The 25,882-nt window shown below is 63.5% G+C and carries 28 protein-coding genes; 21 read left to right on the top strand and 7 right to left on the bottom strand.

Going from position 1 to position 25,882, the window contains the following annotated elements:
- Positions 1-11: 11 nt before the first annotated feature.
- Together mtaB and dapF are read right to left on the bottom strand one after the other, a co-directional pair.
- Entirely contained in the window at positions 12-1,304 is a 1,293-nt protein-coding gene (gene mtaB, locus LC343_RS12540; protein ID WP_223477481.1) for a tRNA (N(6)-L-threonylcarbamoyladenosine(37)-C(2))-methylthiotransferase MtaB, read from the bottom strand.
- Complete coding sequence (gene dapF / locus LC343_RS12535) at positions 1,304-2,197, bottom strand: diaminopimelate epimerase (protein ID WP_223477480.1); 894 nt, start codon at positions 2,195-2,197, stop codon at positions 1,304-1,306. Before dapF ends, mtaB begins: the two co-directional genes overlap by 1 nt.
- Positions 2,198-2,321: 124 nt before the next feature.
- Here dapF and LC343_RS12530 point away from each other — a divergent pair, with 124 nt between their 5' ends.
- Complete coding sequence (locus LC343_RS12530; protein ID WP_223477479.1) at positions 2,322-3,515, top strand: winged helix-turn-helix domain-containing protein; 1,194 nt, start codon at positions 2,322-2,324, stop codon at positions 3,513-3,515.
- A 1-nt stretch (position 3,516) separates the two neighbouring features.
- Here the strand turns inward: LC343_RS12530 and LC343_RS12525 are convergent, their stop codons facing one another.
- Together LC343_RS12525 and LC343_RS12520 are read right to left on the bottom strand one after the other, a co-directional pair.
- A complete protein-coding gene (locus tag LC343_RS12525; protein WP_223477478.1) occupies positions 3,517-4,551 on the bottom strand; it encodes a fatty acid desaturase in 1,035 nt (344 codons plus the stop codon).
- A 148-nt stretch (positions 4,552-4,699) separates the two neighbouring features.
- Positions 4,700-5,737 carry an MBL fold metallo-hydrolase gene (locus LC343_RS12520; protein ID WP_223477477.1) on the bottom strand — a complete coding sequence of 346 codons (1,038 nt, stop codon included), beginning with the start codon at positions 5,735-5,737 and terminating at the stop codon, positions 4,700-4,702.
- Between the two features lie 275 nt (positions 5,738-6,012).
- Between LC343_RS12520 and ffh the strand changes: the two genes are divergently transcribed.
- The 20 genes from ffh to lpdA all read left to right on the top strand — a co-directional run bounded on the left by ffh (position 6,013) and on the right by lpdA (position 24,116).
- Positions 6,013-7,572 (top strand): signal recognition particle protein, encoded by a 1,560-nt coding sequence (gene ffh / locus LC343_RS12515; RefSeq protein WP_223477476.1) that lies wholly within the window; start codon positions 6,013-6,015, stop codon positions 7,570-7,572.
- Positions 7,569-8,096 (top strand): GNAT family N-acetyltransferase, encoded by a 528-nt coding sequence (locus LC343_RS12510; RefSeq protein ID WP_223477475.1) that lies wholly within the window; start codon positions 7,569-7,571, stop codon positions 8,094-8,096. Before ffh ends, LC343_RS12510 begins: the two co-directional genes overlap by 4 nt.
- Entirely contained in the window at positions 8,093-8,401 is a 309-nt protein-coding gene (locus LC343_RS12505; protein WP_223477474.1) for a chorismate mutase, read from the top strand. The genes LC343_RS12510 and LC343_RS12505 overlap by 4 nt, the downstream gene beginning before the upstream one ends.
- Before the next feature lie 2 nt (positions 8,402-8,403).
- The gene (locus tag LC343_RS12500) at positions 8,404-8,931 is read left to right on the top strand and encodes a GNAT family N-acetyltransferase (protein ID WP_223477473.1); all 528 of its coding nucleotides are present in this window, start codon (positions 8,404-8,406) and stop codon (positions 8,929-8,931) included.
- A 42-nt stretch (positions 8,932-8,973) separates the two neighbouring features.
- Positions 8,974-9,426 carry a 30S ribosomal protein S16 gene (gene rpsP, locus LC343_RS12495; protein WP_223477472.1) on the top strand — a complete coding sequence of 151 codons (453 nt, stop codon included), beginning with the start codon at positions 8,974-8,976 and terminating at the stop codon, positions 9,424-9,426.
- Between the two features lie 237 nt (positions 9,427-9,663).
- Entirely contained in the window at positions 9,664-10,230 is a 567-nt protein-coding gene (locus LC343_RS12490) for a protease inhibitor Inh/omp19 family protein (RefSeq protein WP_223477471.1), read from the top strand.
- Positions 10,231-10,245: 15 nt separating this feature from the next.
- Positions 10,246-11,400 (top strand): cell division protein ZapE, encoded by a 1,155-nt coding sequence (zapE, locus tag LC343_RS12485; protein ID WP_223477470.1) that lies wholly within the window; start codon positions 10,246-10,248, stop codon positions 11,398-11,400.
- The gene (locus LC343_RS12480) at positions 11,397-11,801 is read left to right on the top strand and encodes a VOC family protein (RefSeq protein WP_223477469.1); all 405 of its coding nucleotides are present in this window, start codon (positions 11,397-11,399) and stop codon (positions 11,799-11,801) included. Before zapE ends, LC343_RS12480 begins: the two co-directional genes overlap by 4 nt.
- A 203-nt stretch (positions 11,802-12,004) precedes the next feature.
- A complete protein-coding gene (mdh, locus tag LC343_RS12475; RefSeq protein WP_223477468.1) occupies positions 12,005-12,967 on the top strand; it encodes a malate dehydrogenase in 963 nt (320 codons plus the stop codon).
- Positions 12,968-12,977: 10 nt separating this feature from the next.
- Positions 12,978-13,592 carry a hypothetical protein gene (locus LC343_RS12470; protein ID WP_223477467.1) on the top strand — a complete coding sequence of 205 codons (615 nt, stop codon included), beginning with the start codon at positions 12,978-12,980 and terminating at the stop codon, positions 13,590-13,592.
- A 29-nt stretch (positions 13,593-13,621) separates the two neighbouring features.
- A complete protein-coding gene (sucC, locus tag LC343_RS12465) occupies positions 13,622-14,818 on the top strand; it encodes an ADP-forming succinate--CoA ligase subunit beta (RefSeq protein WP_223477466.1) in 1,197 nt (398 codons plus the stop codon).
- 45 nt (positions 14,819-14,863) lie between these two features.
- Complete coding sequence (locus LC343_RS12460; protein WP_223477465.1) at positions 14,864-15,229, top strand: hypothetical protein; 366 nt, start codon at positions 14,864-14,866, stop codon at positions 15,227-15,229.
- A complete protein-coding gene (locus tag LC343_RS12455; RefSeq protein ID WP_223477464.1) occupies positions 15,226-15,843 on the top strand; it encodes a hypothetical protein in 618 nt (205 codons plus the stop codon). Before LC343_RS12460 ends, LC343_RS12455 begins: the two co-directional genes overlap by 4 nt.
- Positions 15,844-15,858: 15 nt before the next feature.
- Positions 15,859-16,779: a succinate--CoA ligase subunit alpha gene (gene sucD, locus LC343_RS12450; protein ID WP_223477463.1), complete on the top strand. Its 921-nt coding sequence runs from the start codon at positions 15,859-15,861 to the stop codon at positions 16,777-16,779.
- A 130-nt stretch (positions 16,780-16,909) separates the two neighbouring features.
- A complete protein-coding gene (locus LC343_RS12445; protein ID WP_223477462.1) occupies positions 16,910-19,900 on the top strand; it encodes a 2-oxoglutarate dehydrogenase E1 component in 2,991 nt (996 codons plus the stop codon).
- A gap of 36 nt (positions 19,901-19,936) precedes the next feature.
- Complete coding sequence (gene odhB / locus LC343_RS12440) at positions 19,937-21,190, top strand: 2-oxoglutarate dehydrogenase complex dihydrolipoyllysine-residue succinyltransferase (protein WP_223477461.1); 1,254 nt, start codon at positions 19,937-19,939, stop codon at positions 21,188-21,190.
- A 25-nt stretch (positions 21,191-21,215) separates the two neighbouring features.
- Positions 21,216-21,710 carry a hypothetical protein gene (locus tag LC343_RS12435; RefSeq protein ID WP_223477460.1) on the top strand — a complete coding sequence of 165 codons (495 nt, stop codon included), beginning with the start codon at positions 21,216-21,218 and terminating at the stop codon, positions 21,708-21,710.
- Positions 21,707-22,462, top strand: coding sequence for an SDR family oxidoreductase (locus tag LC343_RS12430; RefSeq protein WP_223477459.1), 756 nt, complete (start codon positions 21,707-21,709; stop codon positions 22,460-22,462). The genes LC343_RS12435 and LC343_RS12430 overlap by 4 nt, the downstream gene beginning before the upstream one ends.
- Positions 22,463-22,527: 65 nt before the next feature.
- Entirely contained in the window at positions 22,528-22,707 is a 180-nt protein-coding gene (locus LC343_RS12425) for a hypothetical protein (protein ID WP_223477458.1), read from the top strand.
- Entirely contained in the window at positions 22,704-24,116 is a 1,413-nt protein-coding gene (gene lpdA, locus LC343_RS12420) for a dihydrolipoyl dehydrogenase (RefSeq protein ID WP_223477457.1), read from the top strand. The genes LC343_RS12425 and lpdA overlap by 4 nt, the downstream gene beginning before the upstream one ends.
- 62 nt (positions 24,117-24,178) lie before the next feature.
- On the opposite strand, the gene LC343_RS12415 is transcribed toward lpdA, so the two are convergent.
- From LC343_RS12415 to LC343_RS12405, 3 genes are all read right to left on the bottom strand, one after another.
- A complete protein-coding gene (locus LC343_RS12415) occupies positions 24,179-24,376 on the bottom strand; it encodes a hypothetical protein (protein WP_223477456.1) in 198 nt (65 codons plus the stop codon).
- 125 nt (positions 24,377-24,501) lie between these two features.
- Entirely contained in the window at positions 24,502-24,699 is a 198-nt protein-coding gene (locus tag LC343_RS12410) for a hypothetical protein (RefSeq protein WP_223477455.1), read from the bottom strand.
- Between the two features lie 102 nt (positions 24,700-24,801).
- Positions 24,802-25,881, bottom strand: a complete 1,080-nt coding sequence (locus LC343_RS12405) for a TraB/GumN family protein (protein WP_223477454.1) — start codon at positions 25,879-25,881, stop codon at positions 24,802-24,804.
- Position 25,882 lies beyond the last annotated feature (1 nt).

Genomic DNA, 25,882 nt, shown 5'->3' with positions numbered 1-25,882 from the left:
GCGGACTATACTTACTCGGCCGCAACCGCGAAAGCGGGTTTCGCCGTGAGTTTCGCTCCGTCATGCCCGTCGATGACGACCGGGACGATATGGCCCGGCTGCGCGTGGGTCGCCCCGACCTCGACCAGCGAGAAGTCGCCCGCCCGGCCGAGCGTTTCGCGCTCGATCAGAACGTCCTGCCGCGTGCCGATCAGTCCGTTCATGTGGCGCAGCCACGCGGCATCGGCGGCTTCGCGCAGGCGCTTGGCACGCGCCTTGACGATCTCGCGCGACACTTGCGGCATGCGGGCCGCGGGCGTTCCCTCGCGCGGGGAAAACGGGAAGACGTGGAGATGGGCGAGGCCGCATTCCTCGACGATTTTCAGCGAATTCGCGAAATGCGCGTCCGTCTCGGTCGGAAAGCCGGCGATGATGTCGGCGCCGAAGGCGGCATCGGGGCGCAGGCGGCGAACCTCTTCGCAAAAGGCAATCGAGTCCTCGCGGGCGTGGCGGCGCTTCATGCGCTTGAGAATCAGGTTGTCGCCATGCTGAAGCGACAGGTGGAAATGCGGCATCAGGCGCGGCTCGTTGGCAATCGCTTCCATCAGGTCGTCGTCGGCCTCGATGGAATCGATCGAGGAGAGGCGCAGCCGGTCGAGTTCCGGCACCTCGCGCAGGATCGAGCGCACAAGGCGGCCGAGCGTCGGCTTGCCGGGCAGGTCGGGGCCGTAGCTCGTCAGGTCGACGCCGGTCAGCACGACTTCGTGATAGCCGTTCTCGGCCAGCCGCTTCACCTGGTCGACGGCCGCACCCATCGGCACGGAGCGCGAATTGCCGCGTCCGTAGGGTATGATGCAGAAGGTGCAGCGGTGGTCGCAGCCATTCTGGACCTGGACGAAAGCGCGCGCACGGCCCTCGATGGCATCGACCATGTGCGACGCCGTCTCGGTGACCTCGAAGATGTCGTTGACGCGCACTTTCTCGAACTGGTTTACGCCGAATTCCGGCAGGGCGCGGTAGCTCTGCGCCTTGAGCTTGTCGTCGTTTCCGATGACGAGATCGACTTCCTCCATCTCGCCGAAGGATGCCGGCTCGGTCTGGGCCGCGCAGCCCGTGACGATGATGCGGGTATCCGGATTTTCCCGGCGCGCCTTGCGGATCGCCTGCCTAGCCTGGCGGACGGCCTCGCCGGTGACCGCACAGGTGTTGAAGACGATGGCGCCGTTTTCCAGTTGCCCGAGGCCGGCCGCCTCGGTCTCGCGGCGCATGACCTCGGATTCATAGGTGTTCAGCCGGCAGCCGAATGTGACGATGTCGACCGCCATTACATCGCCTCCTGTGCCGGCGTGTCCGCGTCGCGCGCCCATGCGCCGGTGGTGGCGTCGAGATGGCCGGAGAATTCCCATTCGGCGGGTCCGGTCATGATGATCCGGTCGTCGTCGCGCCATTCGATCAAAAGGTCGCCGCCGGGCGGCGTCACGGTCGCCTTGCGCTCGGTCTTGCCGATGCGCGCCGCGCAGACCAGCGTGGCGCAGGCGGCGGAGCCGCATGCCTCGGTCAGGCCGGCGCCGCGTTCCCATGTGCGGATGATGACATGATCGCGCGAAACCACCTGGGCGATGGTGATGTTGGCCTTTTCCGGGAAGATCGGATGATTTTCCAGCAACGGCCCGAACCGTTCCAGGTCATAGGACCAGACATCCCCATCGACCCAGAAGACCGCATGCGGATTGCCAATGCTGGCGACCGATGGCGTGTGCAGCACTGGCGCGTCGATCGGCCCGATCTGCAATTCGATGCCGGTCGTGTCGTGGAATTCCTCCTCCAGCGGGATCTCGTCCCAGCGGAAACGCGGACGGCCCATATCAACGGAAATCGTCCCGTCCTCATGCTCCTCGGCGTTGAGAATGCCAGCCGGCGTCTGGAACGTGTAGACGGCCTTGCCGGTTTCGGCGGCCAGCGCCTGCACGACACAGCGCGTGCCGTTGCCGCAGGCCTGGGCGCGTGAACCGTCGGAGTTGAGGATGTCGATGTAGTTGTCCGTGCCGTCGATGCGCGGATCGTGGATCGCCATGATCTGGTCGAATCGGGTCGCCGGATCGGCGTTCAGCGCCACGGCCGCCTCGGGCGCAATCGTCCCGTCGCGGCCGCGCATGTCGGCCACGATGATCAGGTTTCCAAGCCCATTCATTTTCGCAAACGGAACGTCGAGCGCCATTTCGTCCGGTTTTCCCTTGTTTCCGGGCCTATATGGCGGATCGGACGTTAAAAAACCAGTGTCAGGAGCGTTCGCGAAGCGGCTTGCTTTCGCAACCGGTTCCAACGCAGTCTCTGCGCCGCCCATGACCGCCACGATCGACAACAAGACCGCCCGTCGCGCCTTCCTGGCGCTGCAGGGGCTTTCGGACCCGCCGCACAAGGGGCAATCGCGCGGCGATCTCATGGAAACGATCCGCCGGCTCGGCTTCGTGCAGATCGATTCGATCAATACGGTGGCCCGCGCGCATCACCAGATCCTGTTTTCGCGCAACGCCACCTATCGCGAGAAGAACCTGAAACATCTGGTCGAACGCGATTGTCATCTCTTTGAGAACTGGACCCACGACGCGTCGATCATTCCGTCGGCGTTCTTCTGCTACTGGCGGCACCGCTTTGCCCGCGAGGAAGCGCGGCTGCAGGCGAAATATGAGAGCTGGCAGGGAACTCGCTTCCTGCATGAATGTGACGGCATTTTGGACCGGGTCGCTCGCGACGGCCCGGTGATGACGCGCGATTTCGAGGGCGACAAGCCGTCGACGGGTTGGTGGGACTGGCATCCATCGAAGACGGCGCTGGAATATCTGTGGCGGACGGGAAAGCTCGTCATCGCCCGGCGCGACGGGTTTCAGAAGGTCTATGATCTCACGGAACGGGTCATCCCGGACCATTGCCACCGCGCCGAGGTGGAGCACGATACCTTTGTCGACTGGGCCTGCCGCTCGGCGCTCTCGCGGCTGGGCTTTGCCACGCGCGGAGAGATCGCGGCCTTCTGGGACCTGCTGAAGCCTGACGAGGTGGCCGCCTGGATCGCGGAGCACGATGACGAACTGGAAACGGTTCTGATCGAAAGCGCCGACGGCTCGAAGCCGCGCGCCTGCCTGCGCTTCAGGGACTATCCGGATTTGCTGGACGAACCGCCGGAGCCGCCGGGCCGTGTGCGCGTGCTCAGCCCCTTCGATCCGGCGCTGCGAGACCGCAAACGCGCCGAGCGCCTGTTCGGCTTTTCCTATCGCATCGAAATCTTCGTGCCCGAGCCGAAGCGGGTCTATGGCTACTACGTCTTCCCGATCATGCGCGGCGACCGCATCGTCGGACGTATCGACATGAAGGCCGATCGCAATGCCGACGTGCTGGCGGTGAAGCGGTTCTGGCCGGAAAAGGGTGTTCGGCTGTCGAAAGCGTTCCTGACGGAACTCGAAGCTGAACTGGATAGAGTCAGGCGTTTCGCGGGCGTTGAAGGTCTTGAATTCGCCCGCGACTGGATCGCGACGGCCTGATTCAGGCAGCTATCGCCTGCGTCCGGCGGTATTCGCGAAACGAGATCATGCGGCTCTGCGTTTCGTCCCACAGCGCCAGCGGGATCGTCTTCAGGCTGTCGAGGAGCGTCATCCGGTTGATCTTGCGCAGTTCCGGATGGTCGCGCAGCACCCGGCCGAGGCGGTAGAAGGGGATGCGCGCCGACAGGTGATGGACGTGGTGGACGCCGATATTGGCGGTGAACCAGCGCAGCGGCTGCGGCAGGTCGTAATGCGAGGAACCGTGCAGCGCCGCGTGCTGGCGCTGCCAGACGGGAATGCGTTCCCAGCTCGTTTCCTCGAACTGGTGCTGCACGAAGAAAAGCCACACGCCGGCGGTTGCCGCGAGCAGGGTGATCGGCAGCTGCACGACAAGGAAGACCTTCCAGCCGACAAGCCAGATCAGGGCGGCCACGAGCGCGGCGAGCGCCAGATTGGTGCCCATGGTCGAGATCCAGGGCTGCCAGCCGCGGCGCATCGATCCTAGCGGGAGACGATGGTCGAGAATGAAGAGATAGGCCGGGCCGATGCCGAACAGGACGAGCGGATGCCGGTAGAGCCGATACTTGAATTTTTTCCACGTCGACAGGGCTTTGTATTCCTCGACGGTCAGCGTGGCGATCTCGCCAAATCCGCGATGATCGAGACAGCCCGAACCCGCATGGTGCAGCGCATGGGAGCGTTTCCAGTTGGAATAGGGCGTCAGGGTCATCACACCGACGGCCCGCCCGACCCAGTCATTGGCCTGGGTGCTGCGGAAGCAGGCGCCATGGCCGCAATCGTGCTGGATCATGAACAGGCGGAGGAGGAAACCGGCAGCCGGCAAGGCGAGAATCAGGCCGGCCCAGTAGCCGTGGCTGATCAGGAGGGCCATCGCTGCCCATATCAGGGCGAACGGCACAAGCGAAAGCGCGAATTCGAGGCTGCCGCGCGCATTTGACGGCTGGCTGTAGGTGGCGATGGTCTTCGCCCAGGTGCGGGCGTCTTTCGTCGCGGCGGGGTGATCGGTTTGAGACACGTGTAGGCTTCCGGTTCTGATTTCACGGCGGATACGCGGTAGCGAGCACGATCCCTTGCTTTTCAAATGGGGGAATTCGATCCCGAATACCAGCAATAATCCGTCATGCGACGATCTGGAGCGTCTCGCGATAAAGCACGCGCCGGCCCTATAGCGGCACGTCCCACGTTTCGCCGGGTTTGAGCGGGCGGAACACGTCCGGCGCGACTCCATGCTTCGCGAGCGCCTCGTCGAGCGCGGTCAGCGGGTCCTCGATTCCCTCGTCGGTCAGGTTGAATGTGCCCCAGTGGTGGCCGGCGGTATACGCCGCGCCACAAAGCGTGTGGCCGCGCACGGCTTCGTCGGGGCTTTGATGCTGGGGTGTCATGAACCAGCGCGGTTCGTAGGCCCCGATCGGCAGAATGGCGAGACGAAAAGGGCCATGTTTCTCGGCGGCCGCGCGATAGTTGATGCCGTCGTGGAAGCCCGTGTCGCCGACATGGTAGACCTTGCCGCCCGGTGTCTCGATGACGAAGCCGGCCCAGAGCGCCATGCGCCGGTCGGTTCCACCGCGCGCCGACCAATGATGGATCGGCTCGAAATGGGCCGTGACATCCGGTGAGAGAGAGGCCGTGTCGCCCCAGTCGCCGGTGACGATCCGTTCCCGATCGACGGCGGTGCCGATGATCGCGTCATTGCCGAGCGGTGTCACGAAAATCGGGTCGTGTTCCCGGGCGAGGCGTTGCAGCGCCGCGAGATCAAGGTGGTCGTAGTGATTGTGGCTGATGAGAACGGCGTCGATTTTCGGCAGTTTCTCGAAGCGCACGCCCGGCGGATTGCGCCGCTTCGGGCCGAACCATTGAACCGGGCTCGCGCGCTCGGCGAAAACCGGATCGAAGAGCATGTTCAGCCCGGCGGTTTGCAGGAGTATGCTCGCATGGCCGATCATGGTGATGCGTAGGCCGGTTCCCTCGACGCGTTCTTCCGGATGATGATCGTCATGCGGGCTCGCATAGGTTTTCGGCCAGGACGTTTTGCCGCCCGCGAAGCGCCAGCGCAGCACCTGGAGGAAACCCGGCGGCGGCGTCCCGCCGGGATTGAAGAAAACCGTCCCGTCGAAATGGTCGGTGACCGGTCCGCTGTAGTAGCGGTTGGCGGATTCGCGGTCCGAGGCGCGGAGGGGCTTTAAGGGCGATTGCTGGTCCATCTGAGCAAAGTGGACGCTTCGGCCGCAATTGCAAGCCTGTGACGGCGTGTTGAGTATGTCGCGACCTTGACTCCATCCCCCTTTTCCGCCATAGCCCGCGCGACTAGCGACGAGTGAAAACTCCGAGCCACCGACCGGGACCCGCAAAGGTATAAAGAGATCCCGGAGGTCAACACCCGGCAGCGCGATGCGCCCCCGGGTGCTTTTTGGCTTTGGGGTTTTGCGCGGCGCAACGGACACCTACCTTCCGGAAAAGACCGGAAGTGGAGAGACGCATGTTTGAATCGCTTCAGGACCGCCTCGGTTCGATCCTGAGTAACCTGACCGGACGCGGCGCGCTGTCGGAGAAAGATGTCTCCGCGGCGTTGCGCGAGGTGCGCCGTGCGCTCATCGAGGCGGACGTGGCGCTGGAAGTCGTGCGCGGCTTTACCGACCGGGTGCGCGAGAAAGCGGTCGGGGCCGACCTGCTGAAAAGCGTCAAGCCCGGCCAGATGGTCGTCAAGATCGTCCATGACGAGCTTGTCGAGATGCTGGGCTCGGAAGGCGAGGTGATCGACCTCAACGCGCCGGCGCCCGTCGTCATCATGATGGCCGGCCTACAGGGCTCCGGCAAGACGACCACGACCGGCAAGATCGCGAAGCGGCTGAGCGAACGACAGGGCAAGAAAGTCCTGATGGCCTCGCTCGACACGCGGCGTCCCGCCGCGCAGGAGCAGTTGCGCCAGATCGGCGAGCAGACCGGCATCGCCACGCTGCCAATCATCGAGGGTCAGGGCCCGGTCGATATCGCGAAACGCGCGGTGCAGGCGGGCAAGCTCGGCGGCCATGACGTCGTCATCCTCGACACGGCCGGCCGGACCCATATCGACGAGCCGATGATGGTCGAGATGGCGGATGTGGCGAAGGCCTCCAATCCGCACGAGACACTGCTCGTCGCCGACTCGCTGACCGGTCAGGACGCGGTCAATCTCGCCAAGAGCTTCGACGAGCGTATTGCGCTGACCGGTATCGTGCTGACCCGCATGGACGGCGACGGCCGCGGCGGCGCGGCGCTTTCCATGCGCGCCATCACCGGAAAGCCGATCAAGCTGATCGGTACCGGCGAAAAGATGGAAGCGCTAGAGGAATTCCATCCCAAGCGCATCGCCGACCGCATTCTCGGCATGGGCGACATCGTCTCGCTGGTCGAAAAGGCTGCCGAGACCATCGACGCGGAAAAAGCCGCGGCGATGGCGAAGAAGATGCAGTCGGGCAAGTTCGACCTGAACGACCTCGCCGACCAGCTTCAGCAAATGTCCAAGATGGGCGGCATGGGCGGCATCATGGGCATGATGCCGGGCATGGGGAAAATGAAGGACCAGATGGCTGCGGCCGGGCTCGACGACAAGGTCTTCAAGCGCCAGCTCGCCATCATCTCGTCGATGACGCCGAAGGAGCGGTCTAACCCGGATCTCCTGAAGCATTCCCGCAAGAAGCGCATTGCCGCCGGCTCGGGCACCAGCGCCGCCGACATCAACAAGCTCCTGAAGATGCACCGTCAGATGGCCGACATGATGAAGTCCATGAAGGGCAAGAAGGGCGGCGGCATGATGGGCAAGATGATGGGCGGCCTCGCCGGAAAGATGGGCCTCCCCGGCGGCATGGGCGGGATGGGCGGCATGCCCGATCTATCGAAGATGAGCCCGAAGGAACTCGAGGAACTGCAGAAGCAGGCGCAGGCCGCCGGTCTCGGCGGTGGCGGCGGCATGCCGAAACTGCCTGGCCTCGGCGGCGGTCCGGCCCTTCCGGGAATGGGCGGCGGAGCGGGCTTGCCCGGCCTGCCGAAGAAGAAATGATCGATATTCCCGTTCTCGAAACCGATCGGCTGATCCTGCGCGGGTTCCGCGAGTCCGACGTCGCGCCGATGACTGCGTTCTTCGCAGGCGAGGAGTCGCGGTTTTACGGCGGCCCGCTGGACGAAGCCCAGGCATGGCGGCGGCTGGCGACCTATGCGGGCCAGTGGCTGATCAACGGTTTCGGCGAATGGGCGCTCGAATCGAAGGAAACGGGCGACTTCGTCGGGTTTTGCGGTCCGTGGTTTCCGCCGGATCTGCCGGAGCCGGAAATCGCCTGGGCACTGCTGCCCGAGCATTACGGGCGCGGACTGGCCGCGGAAGCCGCGAAGCGGGCGATCCGCCATGTCTATGAAGATCTCGGCTGGTCGACGGCGATGAGCCTGATCGAGCCCGCCAACGAAGCGTCTATTCGCCTTGCAACGCGCCTCGGCGCGACGTTCGAGCGCGACTATCGCGAACATGGATGGAATGCGCAGATCTACCGCCATCTTCCGCCGACACAATTTCTGGGGCAGGCGGCATGACCGAGGTGTCCGACAAGCTGGCGCAATTCAGGGCTTCGATCGACAATCTCGATGCGGCGCTCATCCATATTCTCGCGGAGCGTTTCCGCGTCACACAGGCGGTCGGCCATCTGAAGGCCACGCATGAGCTGCCGCCGTCCGATCCGGACCGCGAGAAGCGGCAGATCGAGCGGCTGCGCCAGTTGGCGAAGGATGCCGATCTCGATCCCGATTTCGCCGAGAAATTCCTTGCCTTCATCATTCGCGAAGTGATCCGCCATCACGAGGCGATCGCGGCGAAGGGCGCTGACGAGGACGTCGTATAACAATGGTCCGTGCCGCCGACATACCGGTCATCGAGACCGAAAGGCTGAAGCTGCGGGCCTTTCGTCTGGAGGACTTTGCCGCGGTCGCCGCTTACAAGGCCGATCCGCTCGTGATGCGTTTCGTCGGCGGACCGGAGGGCAAGTACAAGGCGTGGAAATCCTTCACCGCCATGGCGGGCACGTGGAGCATTCTCGGCTTCGGCTATTTTTGCGTCGCGGAGAAGGACACGGATCGCTGCATAGGCCACTGCTCGCTGCTGGAGCCGCCGGACTGGCCTGGGCGCGAGATCGGCTACACGCTGTCGCGCGGCGCCCATGGCAGGGGCTATGCAAGCGAGGCGGCCGCCGCCGTTCTGCGCTTCGCCTACGAGACGCTCGACTGGCCGACCGCGATCAGCGTGATCGACCCGGACAACGCGGCCTCGCAGGGCGTGGCGCGCAGGCTGGGCGCGGCTCGCGAGCGCGAAAGAGTTCCGGTGCAGGACTTCACCGCCGATATCTGGCCCACCTGCCGCCCGAAACATTTCTGAAATCAAAACGAACACTGTCATTGAACTGAGAAGGAAAACAAAATGGCACTGAAAATCCGTCTGGCCCGCGCGGGCTCCAAGAAACGTCCCTACTACCACGTCGTCATCGCCGATGTGCGTAGCCCTCGCGACGGCCGTTTCATCGAACAGGTCGGGTCGTGGAACCCGATGCTGCCCAAGGACGGCGAAGCAAAGCGCGTGACGCTGAATGAAGAGCGCATCAAGCATTGGCTCGAAGTCGGCGCGCAGCCGACCGACCGTGTCCTGCGCTTCCTCGACGAGGCCGGGCTCGCCAAGCGCGACGCGCGCAACAACCCGAACAAGGCGAAGCCGGGCAAGGCCGCGCAGGAACGCATCGCCATGAAGGCGCAGAAGGAAGAGGAAGCCAAGGCCGCCGCGGAAGCCGCTGCCGCCGAGGCCGCCGAAGCCAAAGCCGCCGCTGCGGAAGCGCCCGCCGAAGAGGCTGCTGCACCGGAAGAAGCCGCCGCGGAGTAATTCGCGACAGGCGACACCGTTTCGGGAAGGCGGGCTTTGCGGCCCGCTTTTTCGTTTTCTGCGCAGAAAGCTGGCCGGCGCTGTTTCAGTTTGGGACCGCCCGGTTGTAGGAGCAGTTTGTGCAGAAAAGAAATCGTCCGGTCGGTTAAGGTTGTGTTTTCCTTATTTCGCCATTTTATTGGGTGACTGAAGGGCGTATCTGCCCGTGGCGCAAGCGCGGGCGAACAGGAGAGATTAATGCAGAAATCTGCGTTTGCCGCGGGTGTGTGTCTGGTCGCCGCGGCTATTGCCGTCAGCGGGTGCACGAGCTCGCGATTCGGGACCTACCCCACCCAGGGGCAACCGGCTCCGCTCGATCCCGCGCCCAGAGGCTCGGTAACGTCCGGCCAGCTGCCGCCGCCGTCGCAGCCGGGTGTCGATCCCAATGCGCAGGGGCAGTTCCCCAACGCGCCGGGCGCCAATGGCGGTATGCCGGGTGATCCCAATGCGACCGATTCCAGCATCCAGGAGGTTGCGACCGCCCAGCCGGTGACGCGCGAAGCGCTCGTCGGAGCCTGGAAAGTCACCACCGCCGGCTCGTCCTGCCAGATGTTCATGGCGCTCACCAAGTGGACCGGCGGTTTCCGCGCCGCCTCGCGCGGCTGTCCTGGCGATGCGGCCAGTGTCGCGGCCTGGGACGTACAGGGCCAGCAGGTGGTCCTCAGCGATTCCAACGGCAACAAGGTGGCGTCGCTGTTCGCGTCGGGCGCTGGCGCGTTCAACGGACAGACCACCAGCGGCGCAGCGATCTCGCTCACGCGCTAGGAGCGGCGGGCGCCGATGCCTGACCAGCTACATCCCGGAGATTCGGTGCGGGCGCGTTACGATGCGCTCGCATCCGACGGCAAACTCGATCCTGATCCCGCGCAGGAAGCGCTCGCCAGCCAGTTCGACGCTCTCAACGACGAAATCGGTTCGCTGCGTCTTGCCTCGAAATCCTCGTCGCTCGGGTGGCTTTTTGCCAAGAGCGCGCCGAAGCCGGGCGTCGTGAAGGGGGTTTATGTCCACGGCAGCGTCGGGCGCGGCAAGACGATGCTGATGGACTTCTTCTTCGCGGCCTGTCCGGCGAAGCGCAAGCGGCGTGCGCATTTCAACGATTTCATGGCCGATATTCATGACCGGATCGCCGCGCATCGCGCCGCGCTCAAGGAAGGAACGGTCAAGGAGAACGATCCCATCGGGCCGGTTGCGAAGGATGTGGCCGGTGAGGCACGGGTCCTGTGTTTCGACGAGTTCTCGGTGACCGATATCGCCGACGCGATGATCCTGTCGCGGCTGTTCACAGCGCTGTTCGCGCAGGGCGTCATCCTTGTCGCCACCTCCAATGTGGCTCCCGACGATTTGTATCGCGACGGCCTCAACCGGTCGCTTTTCCTGCCCTTCGTCGATGTGCTCAAGGAACACACGCAGATCATGAGCCTCGATGCCGACCGGGATTACAGGCTCGACCGGCTGTCGAATTCCAAGCTCTATGTCGCGCCGCTCGGCGATGGCGCCGACAAGGCGCTGGACGATGTGTGGGGCCGCCTGACGGGCGGTGTGGAAGCGCATCGCGAAATGATCGAGGTGAAGGGCCGCGAGATCGTCATTCCGGCGGTCGCCATGGGCGCGGCGCGGTTTTCCTTCGCCGATTTGTGCGAAAAGCCGCTTGGCGCGCGCGACTATATGGCGATCGCGCGCAATTATCACACCGTGTTCGTGGAAAACGTCCCGGTACTGCGCGAGGGCCGGCGCAACGAGGCCAAGCGCTTCATCAACCTGATCGACACGCTCTACGACAATCGCAACCGCATCGTCGTGTCCGCGGAAGCCGAACCGCAGGAACTCTACCAGGCGAAGACCGGCGTCGAGGTGTTCGAATTCGACCGCACGGCCTCGCGCCTGATCGAGATGCGGTCGGAGGAGTGGGTGGCGAGCGCGGGGAAGGCCGGATGACCGGCCGTATGGCCGCGGTTACGCTCGTGGTGCGCGACTACGATACCGCGATCGCGTTCTATTGCGGCGCGCTCGGTTTCGAACTCCTCGAGGACACGAAATTGTCGGAAACGAAGCGCTGGGTGCGTGTCGCGCCGGCGGGCGGCGGAGCGGCGTTACTGCTGGCAAGGGCCGAGGGCCAGGCGCAGCAGTCGGCGATCGGCAATCAGACCGGCGGCCGAGTGGCTTTCTTTCTTGAGACGGAGGATTTCGGCCGTGATCATCAGGCCTTCACACAAGCCGGTGTATCCTTCCTGGAGGCACCGCGCCACGAGACCTACGGGATCGTCGCCGTCTTCGCCGATCCCTTCGGCAACCGTTGGGATTTGATTGAACACACGGCTCCCGGTCGCTCAAAATAGCGCCATGTGAGAAAAACTCGGAAATAATTCTTACGTTTACGTAAATCCCAAATTATCTAAACGTTTGAAAACATTAATGACGAAAGTTTCAGTTGATTTTTTTTCGGGAGTGAGTCACGTCCGTTCCCGATAATGCGGTTTGTGCGACCAAGGGTCGCGCCCGGTAAATTCATCCTACGGCACTTCAACGGAAACATTCCCACATGGCACGCAACAAGATTGCACTCATCGGTTCCGGCATGATCGGCGGGACGCTCGCACACATGATCGGTTTGAAGGAACTGGGCGACGTCGTCCTGTTCGACATCGCGGAAGGCATCCCGCAGGGCAAGGGGCTCGACATCGCGGAATCCTCGCCGGTCGATGGTTTCGACGCGACGTTCGCGGGTGTCAATTCCTATGAGGGCATCAAGGGCGCCGATGTCTGCATCGTGACCGCCGGCGTGCCGCGCAAGCCCGGCATGAGCCGCGATGATCTCCTCGGCATCAACCTGAAGGTGATGGAGCAGGTCGGAGCGGGTATCAAGAAATACGCCCCTGACGCTTTCGTGATCTGCATCACCAACCCGCTCGACGCGATGGTCTGGGCGCTGCAGCAGTTCTCCGGCATGCCGAAGAACAAGGTGGTGGGCATGGCCGGCGTTCTCGACTCGTCGCGCTTCCGCTACTTCCTCGCCGAGGAATTCAAGGTGTCCGTCGAGGACGTAACCGCTTTCGTGCTCGGCGGCCATGGCGACACGATGGTGCCGCTGGCGCGCTACTCCACGGTCGCCGGCATTCCGCTGACCGACCTCGTCAAGATGGGCTGGGTCTCCAAGGACCGGCTGGACGAGATCATCCAGCGCACCCGTGACGGCGGCGCGGAGATCGTCGGCCTGCTGAAATCCGGTTCCGCCTATTACGCTCCCGCCGCCTCGGCGATTGCGATGGCCGAATCCTACCTCAAGGACAAGAAGCGGGTTCTGCCCTGCGCGGCCTATCTCGAAGGACAGTACGGCGTCTCCGACATGTATGTCGGCGTGCCGACGATCATCGGCGCCGGCGGTGTCGAGCGGGTTATCGAGATCGAGCTCAACAAGAGCGAGCAGAAGCAGTTCGACAAGTCCGTCGAATCCGTCGCCGGCCTCTGCGAGGCCTGCCGCGGTATCGCCCCGAACCTGAAATAGGGTCCGCGCGATGCCGCAAGACGCCGACCCGATATTTTCCCGAGCCGCCCTGCGGAGCATGGCGGCCGGGATTCTCGTGATCGGTGCGTGGGCCGGTTCCGCGCAAGCGGCGGAAAGCGTCTATACGGATCTCGATCTCGACGCCTGCACGGTTCTCGAAACGCACGAGGAAGGCGCGGGCGTCGAACTCGAATGCCCGGGCCATGACGGCATTCCCGTCTATGTCAGCGACGGCGATGCGCGCATGGATGTCGATTTCGGCGCGCCGAACGATCTCTTCGAGACCTTCGGCCCGTTCAACACGATCGGCGACAAGATCGAATGGCGGCTCGACGAGAACGGCGTGCCGTTTGCGGCGATCATCCGTTTCCATCTCGATTCCGGCGTAACGGGCGGTCCGGAAGACCGCGCACAGGTTCTGGTCGTCTCCAGCATCGGGCAGCCGGGCGCGCCGGGTTGCGTTGTCGCGGCGGTCGATGCGGCGACCGAACAGGCCAACGGCGTTGCCCGTGGCGCTGCCGCCTTCGCCGCGCGCCATGTATGCGGAACGGATGCGCCGATCGTGATCGGCGGTAACGATCCGAAAATGTTTTCAATGGGCGGCGCAGTGCCCGAAGGCCAATAACGGCAAGATTTTGAACAAGGGAAATCCTCATGAATATCCATGAATACCAGGCCAAGCGGCTGCTGCATGAATATGGCGCTCCCGTCGCCGGCGGCGTGGCTGTCTATTCCGTCGAACAGGCTGAGGAATGGGCCCAGAAGCTGCCCGGACCGCTTTATGTGGTGAAGAGTCAGATTCATGCCGGCGGCCGCGGCAAGGGCAAGTTCAAGGAACTGGGCGAGGACGCCAAGGGCGGCGTGCGGCTTGCGAAGTCCGTCGAGGAAGTCGTCGAGAACGCCAGGGAAATGCTCGGCAACACGCTGGTGACCAAGCAGACCGGCCCGGCCGGCAAGCAGGTCAACCGCCTCTATATCGAGGACGGCGCCGATATCGACCGCGAACTCTATCTCTCGATCCTGATCGACCGCACCGTCGGCCGTCCGGCCTTCGTGGTGTCGACCGAGGGCGGCATGGATATCGAGGCGGTCGCGGAAGAGACGCCCGAGAAGATCCTGACGCTGCCGATCGACCCGGAGACGGGCGTCACCGATGCCGATTCGAAGAAACTCAACAAGGCGCTGAAACTGACGAAGGACGCAGCCAAGGACGGGATGAAACTGTTCCCGATCCTCTACAAGGCGTTCATCGAGAAGGACATGAGCCTGCTCGAGGTCAATCCGCTGATCGTCATGAAGGACGGCCATCTGCGCGTTCTCGACGCCAAGGTTTCCTTCGACGGAAATGCGCTGTTCCGCCACGATGACATCATGGCGCTGCGCGACAAGTCGGAAGAGGACGAGAAGGAAATCGAGGCGTCGAAATACGACCTCGCCTATGTGGCGCTGGATGGCGACATCGGCTGCATGGTCAATGGCGCCGGCCTCGCCATGGCGACGATGGACATCATCAAGCTCTACGGCAAGGAGCCGGCGAACTTCCTCGATGTCGGCGGCGGCGCTTCGAAGGAGAAGGTCACCGCGGCCTTCAAGATCATCACCGCCGATCCGAGCGTCAAAGGCATCCTCGTCAACATCTTCGGCGGCATCATGCGCTGCGACGTGATCGCCGAGGGCGTTGTCGCCGCCGTGAAGGAAGTGGGCCTGAAGGTTCCGCTGGTCGTCCGCCTCGAAGGCACCAATGTCGAGAAGGGCAAGGAGATCATCAACGAGAGCGGCCTGAACGTCATCGCCGCCGACGATCTCGACGACGCGGCGCAGAAGATCGTCAAGGCCGTCGAAGACGCGTAACCGAGCCGGATCGGCCTTTGCGGCCGGACCACAGGAGAACCCGAAGTGAACCAGCTCGACACGATGATCGTCGCAAGCGCCGCCGTTCTGGCCGCGGCGTTCGTCGTGCTGTTCGCATTCGGCAAGCCGGAATCCCTCGGCAACTGGTGCCGTCGCCGACTGCTGCCGGGCGTGGCGGGTCTTGTCGGGCTGACCGCGCTTTCCTCGTGGTGGCTTTACGGGGTCGCGAAAACGGACGCGGCCGCATGCCGGATCGAGGCCGCCAAGGGCCTCACCCATGATTGCGAGGACGCCTTCCTGATCGTGCCGGCGGCGATATTTGCCGGTGCGCTGGCGGTGCTGCTCTTCGTGATCGGGCTTTCGGGCGTTCATGCCGCCCGGCACCACGGGCAGGTGAGGGCATCGTCGTGACGGGTTTGTTTCGCGCCATTGCGATCCCCTTTGCCGTTTTCGCGTTCTCGGGCGCGGCGAAGGCGCATGTGCCGGACGGTGAAACCTTCGTCAATGCGTTCCGCCAGGCCTGCGTGCCGCAACGGCTAAGCTATGCGGGCACCCGCGACCATGTCCGTTCACTGGGCTGGAAGGAACTCGAGCCTACCGACGACGCAGACCTTCAGAAGCTGCTGCAGAAATCGGACAAGGCGATCCTCGAAGAGGCGGACAAGGGCTGGACCTATGAGCGGTCCGCCTTTGGCGGTTTCATCGGTGGCGATCCGCATTTCGTGGTGGTGACCCGTGTGCATGCGCCCGAGATCATCACGCTGATCGGCTGCTATCTCTACGATTTCGGCGCAACCGCGCCGATCGACCCACAACTCGTCACCGATTTCCTCGGCACGCCGCCCGGCGAGACCATCGAGGAAAAGGGCATGGCGGGCTACACATGGGGTTCGTCGCCGAAGCTGCCGCGAACCCTCGACACCAATCTCTTCTTCATCACCAAGGGCAGCCCGATGCGCGATGCGTCGGGATTTGCGGGTGTACTTTTAAAATTCGAAACGTCCGAGCCGGACGGCGCGGAATAAGGAGCTGCAAGGCATATGTCCATTCTGATCAACAAAGACACCAAGGTTCTCGTGCAGGGGCTGACCGGCAAGACCGGCACCTTCCACACCGAGCAGGCGCTGGCCTATCACGGCACGCAGATGGTCGCCGGCATCCACCCGAAGAAGGGCGGAGAGACCTGGACGGCCGGCGAGGGCGCGGGCGAGAAGGCCGGTGCGGAACTGCCGATCTTCGCCACCGTCGGCGAGGCCAAGGAAGCGACCGGCGCCAATGCGTCGGTGATCTACGTGCCGCCGGCAGGCGCGGGCGCGGCGATCATCGAGGCGATCGAGGCCGAGGTTCCGCTCATCATCTGCATCACCGAGGGCATCCCGGTGATGGACATGGTCAACGTCAAGGCGAAGCTCGACAAGTCGAAGTCGCGCCTTATCGGACCGAACTGCCCGGGCGTCCTGACGCCGGAAGAGTGCAAGATCGGCATCATGCCGGGTTCGATCTTCAAGAAAGGCTCCGTCGGCGTCCTGTCGCGCTCCGGCACGCTCACCTATGAGGCGGTATTCCAGACCACGAATGAAGGACTGGGCCAGACGACGGCCGTGGGCATCGGCGGCGACCCGGTCAAGGGCACCGAATTCATCGACATGCTGGAAATGTTCCTCGCCGACGACGCGACCGAGTCGATCATCATGATCGGCGAAATCGGCGGCTCGGCGGAAGAGGATGCCGCGCAGTTCTTGAAGGACGAGGCCAAGAAGGGCCGCTCGAAGCCGATGGTCGGCTTCATCGCCGGCCGCACGGCGCCTCCCGGACGCACCATGGGTCATGCCGGCGCGGTGATCTCCGGCGGCAAGGGCGGCGCGGAAGACAAGATCGCGGCGATGGAGGATGCGGGCATCCGCGTCTCGCCGTCTCCGGCGCAGCTCGGCAAGACGCTTGTCGAAGTGCTCAAGGGCTGACGACTGAACCGGGGCGGTTCGCCGCCCCGGCCATGACGGGGCAGGCGGCGATAGACCGCCAAGGAAACGCAAAAGCGCCGCAGGCGTATCGAACCCAGGAGGGCCGCAGGGCCCGCACAAGGTGAAGCAAATGGCACGCACCGACGAACTCAACGATCTTTTCGCGCAGACCTCCTTCCTCTATGGCGGCAACGCCCACTACATCGAGGAGCTCTACGCGCAGTACCAGGACAACCCGGCGTCGCTGCCGTCGGAATGGCAGGCGTTCTTCGGCGATCTGCACGACAAGCCAGAGGATGTGCGCAAGAACGCACAGGGCGCGTCGTGGGAGCGCGACAACTGGCCGCTGACCCCGAATGGCGACCTGACCTCCGCGCTCGACGGCAACTGGGCGGAAGTCGAAGCCCATATGGGCACCAAGCTCAAGGAGAAGGCGGCCGGGAAGGCGCTTTCGATTTCGGACGAGGACATCGTCAAGGCGCAGCGCGATTCGGTGCGCGCGATCATGATGATCCGCGCTTACCGCATGCGCGGTCACCTGCACGCCGAACTCGACCCGCTGGGCATTGCGAAGCCGCTCGAGGACTACAACGAATTGTCGCCGGAGGCCTATGGCTTCACCCCGGAGGACTACGACCGGAAGATCTTCATCGACAATGTGCTCGGGCTGGAATTCGCCACGATCCCGGAAATGCTGGGCATCCTGAAGCGCACCTATTGTTCGACGATCGGCGTGGAATTCATGCACATCTCCAATCCGGAGGAGAAGTCGTGGATCCAGCAGCGTATCGAGGGGCCGGACAAGGGCGTGACCTTCACGCCTAACGGCAAGAAGGCGATCCTGCAGAAGCTGGTCGAGGCGGAAGGTTTCGAGCAGTTCATCGACGTCAAGTACAAGGGCACCAAGCGGTTCGGCCTTGACGGCGGCGAGTCGCTGATCCCGGCGCTCGAGCAGATCATCAAGCGCGGCGGCGCGATGGGCATGAAGGACATCGTCTTCGGCATGGCCCACCGCGGCCGCCTCAATGTGCTGAGCCAGGTCATGGCGAAGCCGCATCGCGCTATCTTCAACGAGTTCAAGGGCGGATCCTTCACACCCGACGAGGTCGAAGGTTCCGGCGACGTGAAATACCACCTTGGTGCGTCTTCGGACCGCGAGTTCGACGGCAACAAGGTTCACCTGTCGTTGACCGCGAACCCGTCGCACCTCGAAATCGTCGATCCCGTGGTCATGGGCAAGGCGCGCGCCAAGCAGGATCAGCTTGCCGGCGGTTCGCAGCGCGACGAAATCGTCGGCCTCGAGCAGCGCTCCAAGGTGCTGCCGCTGCTGATCCACGGCGACGCCGCCTTCGCGGGCCAGGGCGTTGTGCCGGAATGCCTCGGCCTGTCGGCGCTGCGCGGACACCGCGTGGCTGGCACGCTGCATTTCATCATCAACAACCAGATCGGTTTCACCACCAATCCGCGCTTCTCGCGGTCCTCGCCCTATCCGTCCGACGTGGCGAAGATGATCGAGGCGCCGATTTTCCACGTGAATGGCGACGATCCGGAAGCGGTGGTCTATGCCGCGAAGGTGGCGACCGAGTTCCGGATGCTGTTCCACAAGCCGGTCGTCATCGACATGTTCTGCTACCGCCGCTTCGGTCACAACGAAGGCGACGAGCCGGCATTCACCCAGCCGCTGATGTACAAGAAGATCCGCCAGCACAAGACGACGGCGCAGATCTATGCCGACCAGCTGATCTCGGAGGGCCTGATCACGGTCGACGAATACGACAAGATGAAAGCGGACTGGCGCGAGCATCTCGAGGTCGAGTTCGAGGCTGGCGAAACCTTCAAGCCCAACAAGGCGGACTGGCTCGACGGAAAATGGTCGGGTCTGTCGAAAGCCGACAACGAGGACGAACGCAGGCGCGGCAAGACCGCAATGCCGATGAAGGCGCTCAAGGAGATCGGCAAGAAGCTGACGGTGGTGCCGGACGGCTTCAACGTCCATCGCACCGTCAAGCGCTTCATCGACAACCGCGCCAAGATGATCGAGACCGGCGAGGGCATCGACTGGGCGACCGCCGAGGCGCTGGCCTTCGGGGCTCTTGTCCAGGAAGGCTACGGTGTTCGGCTGTCCGGCCAAGACTGCGAGCGCGGCACTTTCTCGCAGCGCCATTCGGTCCTGTACGATCAGGAGAATGAAAGCCGCTATGTGCCGCTCAACGCCATCTCGGCCGGCCAGGGCCGCTTCGAGGTCATCAACTCGATGCTTTCGGAAGAGGCCGTGCTCGGCTTTGAATACGGCTACTCGCTGGCCGAGCCGAACGGCTTGACGCTTTGGGAAGCCCAGTTCGGCGACTTCGCCAACGGGGCGCAGGTCGTCTTCGACCAGTTCATCTCGAGCGGCGAGCGCAAATGGCTCCGCATGTCGGGCCTCGTCTGCCTGCTGCCGCACGGCTATGAAGGGCAGGGACCGGAGCATTCCTCCGCGCGTCTCGAGCGCTTCCTGCAGATGTGCGCGGAAGACAACATGCAGGTGGCGAACTGCACGACGCCGGCCAACTATTTCCACATCCTGCGCCGTCAGTTGAAACGCGATTTCCGCAAGCCGCTCATCCTGATGACGCCGAAGTCGCTCTTGCGCCACAAGCGCGCGGTCTCGACGCTCAACGAGATGTCGGGCGAGAGCGCGTTCCACCGCCTGCTGTGGGACGATGCGGAATACCGCAAGGACGGCCCGATCAAGCTGGTGACGGATTCCAAGATCCGTCGCGTCGTGATGTGCACCGGCAAGGTCTATTACGATCTCTACGAGGAGCGCGAGGCGCGGGGCATCAACGACATTTACCTGCTGCGTCTGGAACAGCTCTATCCGTTCCCGGCAAAGGCGCTGATCACCGAATTGTCGCGTTTCAAGAACGCCGACATGGTGTGGTGTCAGGAGGAACCGAAGAACATGGGGGCATGGGCCTTCATCGATCCCTATCTGGAATGGGTCCTCGCCCATATCAACGCCAAGCACCAGCGCGTCCGTTACACCGGCCGCGCCGCCTCGGCGTCGACGGCGACGGGCCTGATGTCGAAACACAAGGAACAGCTCGCGGCCTTCCTGGAAGACGCGCTCGGCGACTAAAGCCGCACCGAAACACGGATCTGGAAAGACGAAACGATGGCAAAAGAAATTCGCGTACCGACGCTTGGCGAATCCGTCACCGAGGCGACGATCGGCCAATGGTTCAAGAAGCAGGGCGAGGCCGTCAGCGACGGCGAGACGCTGCTGGAACTCGAAACCGACAAGGTGACGCTGGAAGTGCCGGCGCCGGCCGCGGGCACGCTTGGCGAGATCATCGCCAAGGAGGGCGACACGGTCGAGGTGAACGCACTGCTCGGCATGCTGGAGGAAGGATCAGGCGCAGGAGCCGCCGCATCCGACTCTGGCGGGAAGAAGGAAGAAGCGCCGGCCAAGAAAGAGCCCGAACCGGCTCCGTCCGGTTCCGATGTCGATACGGCCGGCATGGACGCGGCGCGTGGCGACATGCCTCCGGCGCCGTCGGCCGCCAAGATGATGGCCGAAAAGGGCGTATCGGCCGAGCAGGTTTCCGGTTCCGGCAAGCGCGGTCAGGTGCTGAAGGGCGATGTCATCGAGGCCTTGGCCTCGGGTGCCCCGTCGAGCCCCGCCGAGACGCCGAAGGCCGCCCGCCCGGAATCACCCTCGGCGGATGCCGACCGCGAGGAACGCGTGCGCATGACCAAGCTGCGCCAGACCATCGCGCGCCGGCTCAAGGATGCGCAGAATTCGGCGGCGATGCTGACCACCTATAACGAGGTGGACATGACGGCGGTCATGGAGATGCGCAAGAAATACAAGGACCTGTTCGAGAAGAAGCATGGCGTGAAGCTTGGCTTCATGGGCTTCTTCACCAAGGCCGTGACGCACGCGCTGCAGGAAGTTCCGGCGGTCAATGCCGAGATCGACGGCACCGATGTGATCTACAAGCACTTCTGCCACATCGGCGTCGCGGTGGGCACCGACAAGGGTCTCGTCGTTCCGGTGGTGCGGGATGCGGACCAGATGTCCATTGCCGAGGTCGAGAAGGAAATCGGCCGTCTCGGCAAGGCGGCGCGTGACGGCAAGCTCGGCATGGCCGACATGCAGGGCGGTACCTTCACGATCTCGAATGGCGGCGTCTACGGCTCGCTGATGTCGTCGCCGATCCTCAATGCGCCGCAGTCGGGCATTCTGGGCATGCACAAGATCCAGGAGCGCCCGATGGCGATCGGCGGACAGGTCGTGATCCGTCCGATGATGTATCTGGCGCTCTCCTACGACCACCGGATCGTCGACGGCAAGGAAGCCGTGACCTTCCTGGTGCGCGTGAAGGAAAGCCTCGAGGATCCGGAGCGTCTCGTCCTCGATCTCTGATCCGGAGCAGCGAAAGGCGGCCGGCATGCGGATGCAGGCAATCGGTGCGATCCTGGCGGCGGGCACGTTCTTCGCGAATCCCGCCGTCGCGGCCTGTCCGCAGGAGCTTGCGGTCTATGAAAGCGCCGACGGCAACACCGCGCTCGAATTCGTCGGCCGCGGCGACGCGGTGATGATGGCGCATGAGGTGCGCCTGATCTTTCGCGACGGGCCGGTGATGACCGGCTATGTCGAGGCGACGCACGGGTTGCGCCAGCCGGAGATCGTTACGCCGCACAATTGCCCCGAGGGCGACGTGACGGGCGAGGAACTCGACGCCTGTCTCCTCTACCGCAGCGTGGTCTACGGCACCGACGAGGCCGGGAAGCTCATCGAACTGCCGGTGGCGGGCGAGGACGCGGCTCACCAGATCCTTTTGCCAAACCTCACCGCCATGCTCTGGATGAACCCTGCCTTCGATGGTGAAGGCCCCATCCACAAGCCGGCGGAAATCCTCGAACTCAGCGGATGTCAGGAATGAGCGCAGATTCCAAGGTTCTGATCGTCACCGGCGGTTCGCGCGGTATCGGCGCGGCGACGGCTCTGCTGGCCGCACGACGCGGTTGGCGGGTCGCGGTCAACTATGCCCGCGACGAGGCGGCCGCCGCTTCCGTGGTATCGCAAATCGTCGCGGAGGGCGGCGAGGCTTTTGCGATCCAGGCCGATATGGTCCGCGAGGCGGATATCCTGGCCATGTTCGATGCCGTCGATACCCGTTGGGGCCGGCTCGATGGCCTTGTCAACAATGCCGGGATCGTCGATGAGTCCGCGCGGGTCGACGAGATGAGCGCCGAACGAATTTCGCGGATGTTCGCGATCAATGTCACCGGTGTTTTTCTTTGTGCGCGGGAGGCGGTAAGGCGCATGTCGACGCGACATGGCGGCGATGGCGGCGCCATCGTCAACCTGACCTCGGCGGCGGCCAGGATCGGCGCGGCCAACCAGTATGTCGATTATGCGGCGTCGAAGGGCGCGATCGACACGCTGACGATCGGCCTGGCGCGGGAGGTCGCGACCGAGGGTATTCGCGTCAACGCGGTGAGGCCCGGCATCATCGACACTGAAATCCATGCCTCGGGCGGCGAGCCGGAACGCGTGGCGCAGATGCGGGAACAGGTCCCCATGCAGCGCGGGGGAACCGCGGACGAAGTCGCGCAGGCGATCGTGTACCTCCTGTCGGAGGACGCCTCCTATTCGACGGGCGCCACGCTCGACGTGACGGGCGGGCGCTAGGGCGACCATGGCGAGCGTCGCGATCAGGATGAGCGTGGTGCGGCCGGTCGACGGCGGATATCGAGTTGCAGCACGATCTGATCGGCATTTCGACCATTTTCGGCATTGGCATATCGTTGCTGGTTGAAGGTATGATAGTCCTCGTCATATCCCTTGCATCCGTCGATGGAACGCGAAACCGCATGCCGCGCGGAGCGGCCGAACCTCAAAGCGAAACCATTCATGAAAGTCAGGAAATCTCATGAGCAGCTATGACGTCGTCGTAATCGGATCGGGACCGGGCGGGTATGTGTGCGCTGTCAAATGCGCGCAACTCGGCCTCAAGACCGCGATCGTGGAAAAACGCGAAACGCTTGGTGGCACCTGCCTGAATATCGGCTGCATTCCCTCGAAGGCGCTTCTGCAGGCGTCCGAGGCTTTTCAGGAAGCCGAGCACACGCTTCCGAAGATGGGCGTGAAGGTGAACAAGCCCAAGCTCGATCTCAAGGCGATGATGGCGCACAAGGACGCGACCGTGAAATCGAATGTCGATGGCGTCGCCTTCCTGATGAAGAAGAACAAGATCGACTGGATCACGGGAACCGGCAAAATCCTCGGTGAGGGCAAGGTCTCGGTGACCGGCGAAGACGGCAAGGAGCAGGAGATCGAGGCGAAGAACATCGTCATCGCCACCGGCTCCGACGTCGCCGGCATCCCGGGTGTTGAGGTCGAGTTCGACGAGAAAACGATCGTCTCGTCAACCGGTGCGCTGGACCTTTCCAAGGTTCCCGGTCACATGATCGTGGTCGGCGGCGGCGTCATCGGCCTGGAGCTCGGCTCGGTGTGGAAACGCCTCGGCGCGGAGGTTACGGTCATCGAGTATCTCGACAAGATCCTCGGCGGCATGGATGGCGAGGTGTCGAAGCAGTTCCAGCGGATGCTGGAGAAGCAGGGCATCAAGTTCAACCTCGGCGCGAAGGTGACCGGCGTCGAGAAATCCGGCAAGGGCGCGGATGTGACGTTCGAGCCGGTCAAGGGCGGAGACGCGGAAACCGTTTCGGCCGACATCGTGCTGGTCTCCACCGGCCGCAAACCCTTCACCGACGGTCTCGGACTGGAAAAAGCCGGCGTCGTGCTCGACGAACGCGGCCGCGTCCAGATCAATGATCACTGGCAGACTTCGGTCACCGGCATCTATGCACTCGGCGACGTGGTCGAGGGGCCGATGCTGGCGCACAAGGCCGAGGACGAGGGCATGGCCGTCGCCGAGATCATCGCCGGACAGCACGGGCACGTGAATTACGACGTCATTCCGAGCGTGGTCTATACCGAGCCGGAGGTCGCGTCCGTCGGCAAGACCGAGGAAGAACTGAAGAAAGCCGGGATCGAGTACACGTCCGGCAAATTCCCCTTCGCGGCGAACGGGCGTGCGCGGGCGATGCTGGCGACCGACGGGTTCGTCAAGATTCTCGCCGACAAGAAAACCGACCGCGTGCTCGGCGTGCACATGGTCGGCCATGGCGTGGGCGAAATGATCCACGAGGCGGCGGTGCTGATGGAGTTCGGCGGGTCGTCTGAGGATCTGGCGCGGACATGCCACGCGCATCCGACCATGTCGGAGACCGTACGGGAGGCCGCGCTGGCGACTGCCTTTGGCAAGCCGATCCACATGTGATCGCGGTTGAAATGCCGCACAAAAAAACGGGCCCTCGCGGGCCCGTTTTCGTATCGAGGCGGTTATTCCGCTGGCGGGGCCGGAACGACCTCCTCGGGAACGTCGATCGTAACGCTGACATCGTTCGAGCCTGTCAACGCGCCGGACTGGTAGAGGTAAAATCCACCCATGCCGATAACCACGAGCAGCAGGGCGGCGATGAGCCAGCCGGCGCCGCCATTCGTGTAAACGATACGAGTTTCACGGTCCTGAGTCGTCATAATCGTCTCCTTTGTGCGATTGGGATGACAACGACGACATGCGCAAACCGTTCCATCGACGCGGCTGACAAAAAAACCGGCGCCACTCGGACGCCGGTCTCAGTCGATTGGAGATCAGTCTTTTCTCAGGCCTGTTCCCAGGCGTCGAGATACTTGATGAGCCATGCGTCAACAGGCACCTTCGCCACTTCCATCTTTTCGAGTTTGGAATAGTCGACGGGCGTCTGGTTTTCTGCAACCACGTCATGCATCGGGCAGGCGATTGCGCTGCCGGATACGAAGAGCGCCGCTGCAAGGCCGAGGGCCAGTGCTTTCGGTGTCATGCGCTGCTCCTATTGCTGACCCGGACAAGTCCGGGCAGGGAAAGGCTAGCGCAGAAAGGGCAAATCGCCAAGTTTCACGCCGATCACAAGACCGGGAGCGGTTTATTCGTAGACCGGCGTGACCTTGTAGCCCGCTTTCTCGAACAGTGCCGCGAGGCCTTTGTCGCCCGGCAGGTGCAGGGCGCCGACGGCGATGAAGGCGCTTCCCTTGTCGAGCAGCGGCAGGGAGCGCTCGACCATGGTCTCGTTTCGGACATGAACCATGGTTTCTTCGAACTCGGCATAGCTGTCGGCGAGTTCGGCGTCGGTATTCATCTCGGGGCTGACAGCGCGCAGCATCGGCCAGATCGCGCCGGTATCGCCCGCGACGTAGAGTTGAATCATGGTCTCGATAATGTCGTCGATGCGGTCGCCGAGCGCGATGGTCTCGACGAGACCGGCGACATGGAATTCCATCGGCAGCGAGGCCATCGCCTCGAACTGTTCCATGATCGTTTCCAGCCCCGCGAGGTCCTTGCCCGCCTTGTCGGCGTCCTGCGCCAGTTTCAGGTCGAGAAAGGACTGGCCCGCCTTCTTGCGGTCGAGTTCGCAGGGCGGCAGAGCGATCATGCCGGTGATCAGCCAGGGCTTCATACGCTCGACAAGCGCGAGCTGGACGCCGCGCGCGGCAAGTCCCGTCTTGAGGATCTCGCGCTGTTCGTCGGTCAGATAGTCCGAGAGATCGTCGCTCCCGGTGAACATTGTAAGCTCGGGCTTGGAGAAAAGAGCAAGCTGCGCCTTGGCCGGATCGAGGATTTCCGTCGATTCGATCGCCACCGTGGCCGAGGTCTCGAAAGCCTTGCGGGCGTTCTCCGGCAGGTCGATCACCCGCTCGTCGGTCAGGTGCATGGTGCCGAAGAGCCAGGAGGGCTCGACGCCCGGCTTGTCGATGCGGAAAAGGAGCGTGTCGCCGTTGCGCGTTGCCTCCGCCTCCGCGCGCAGGCGCTTGTAGGCCTCCGGGTCGTCGTCGCGCATCGCGGCAAGGATATTCTCGCCTCGGCAGTCGTCGGCCGCTGCCGGCATTGCATGCATGGCGACAAGCAGCACGGCGAGGAAAATCAACGCGAAGAGCGCGTTGACGGCGCCGAGCGCGGCGAGAAGCGGACCGGTCATCCGGTCGAAACGGTCTGTCATGGCGTTCATA

Source organism: Oricola indica (genome assembly GCF_019966595.1).
In the GTDB taxonomy this organism is placed as follows: domain Bacteria; phylum Pseudomonadota; class Alphaproteobacteria; order Rhizobiales; family Rhizobiaceae; genus Oricola; species Oricola indica.
This window is presented reverse-complemented; position numbering and strand designations above follow the sequence as displayed.

Coding starts and splice junctions, on each gene's coding strand:
- mtaB (WP_223477481.1), bottom strand. CDS start 1,304: ATGGCGGTCGACATCGTCACATTCGGCTGCCGGCTGAACACCTATGAA.
- dapF (WP_223477480.1), bottom strand. CDS start 2,197: ATGGCGCTCGACGTTCCGTTTGCGAAAATGAATGGGCTTGGAAACCTG.
- LC343_RS12530 (WP_223477479.1), top strand. CDS start 2,322: ATGACCGCCACGATCGACAACAAGACCGCCCGTCGCGCCTTCCTGGCG.
- LC343_RS12520 (WP_223477477.1), bottom strand. CDS start 5,737: ATGGACCAGCAATCGCCCTTAAAGCCCCTCCGCGCCTCGGACCGCGAA.
- ffh (WP_223477476.1), top strand. CDS start 6,013: ATGTTTGAATCGCTTCAGGACCGCCTCGGTTCGATCCTGAGTAACCTG.
- LC343_RS12510 (WP_223477475.1), top strand. CDS start 7,569: ATGATCGATATTCCCGTTCTCGAAACCGATCGGCTGATCCTGCGCGGG.
- LC343_RS12505 (WP_223477474.1), top strand. CDS start 8,093: ATGACCGAGGTGTCCGACAAGCTGGCGCAATTCAGGGCTTCGATCGAC.
- LC343_RS12500 (WP_223477473.1), top strand. CDS start 8,404: ATGGTCCGTGCCGCCGACATACCGGTCATCGAGACCGAAAGGCTGAAG.
- rpsP (WP_223477472.1), top strand. CDS start 8,974: ATGGCACTGAAAATCCGTCTGGCCCGCGCGGGCTCCAAGAAACGTCCC.
- LC343_RS12490 (WP_223477471.1), top strand. CDS start 9,664: ATGCAGAAATCTGCGTTTGCCGCGGGTGTGTGTCTGGTCGCCGCGGCT.
- zapE (WP_223477470.1), top strand. CDS start 10,246: ATGCCTGACCAGCTACATCCCGGAGATTCGGTGCGGGCGCGTTACGAT.
- LC343_RS12480 (WP_223477469.1), top strand. CDS start 11,397: ATGACCGGCCGTATGGCCGCGGTTACGCTCGTGGTGCGCGACTACGAT.
- mdh (WP_223477468.1), top strand. CDS start 12,005: ATGGCACGCAACAAGATTGCACTCATCGGTTCCGGCATGATCGGCGGG.
- LC343_RS12470 (WP_223477467.1), top strand. CDS start 12,978: ATGCCGCAAGACGCCGACCCGATATTTTCCCGAGCCGCCCTGCGGAGC.
- sucC (WP_223477466.1), top strand. CDS start 13,622: ATGAATATCCATGAATACCAGGCCAAGCGGCTGCTGCATGAATATGGC.
- sucD (WP_223477463.1), top strand. CDS start 15,859: ATGTCCATTCTGATCAACAAAGACACCAAGGTTCTCGTGCAGGGGCTG.
- LC343_RS12445 (WP_223477462.1), top strand. CDS start 16,910: ATGGCACGCACCGACGAACTCAACGATCTTTTCGCGCAGACCTCCTTC.
- odhB (WP_223477461.1), top strand. CDS start 19,937: ATGGCAAAAGAAATTCGCGTACCGACGCTTGGCGAATCCGTCACCGAG.
- LC343_RS12435 (WP_223477460.1), top strand. CDS start 21,216: ATGCGGATGCAGGCAATCGGTGCGATCCTGGCGGCGGGCACGTTCTTC.
- LC343_RS12430 (WP_223477459.1), top strand. CDS start 21,707: ATGAGCGCAGATTCCAAGGTTCTGATCGTCACCGGCGGTTCGCGCGGT.
- lpdA (WP_223477457.1), top strand. CDS start 22,704: ATGAGCAGCTATGACGTCGTCGTAATCGGATCGGGACCGGGCGGGTAT.
- LC343_RS12415 (WP_223477456.1), bottom strand. CDS start 24,376: ATGACGACTCAGGACCGTGAAACTCGTATCGTTTACACGAATGGCGGC.
- LC343_RS12410 (WP_223477455.1), bottom strand. CDS start 24,699: ATGACACCGAAAGCACTGGCCCTCGGCCTTGCAGCGGCGCTCTTCGTA.
- LC343_RS12405 (WP_223477454.1), bottom strand. CDS start 25,881: ATGAACGCCATGACAGACCGTTTCGACCGGATGACCGGTCCGCTTCTC.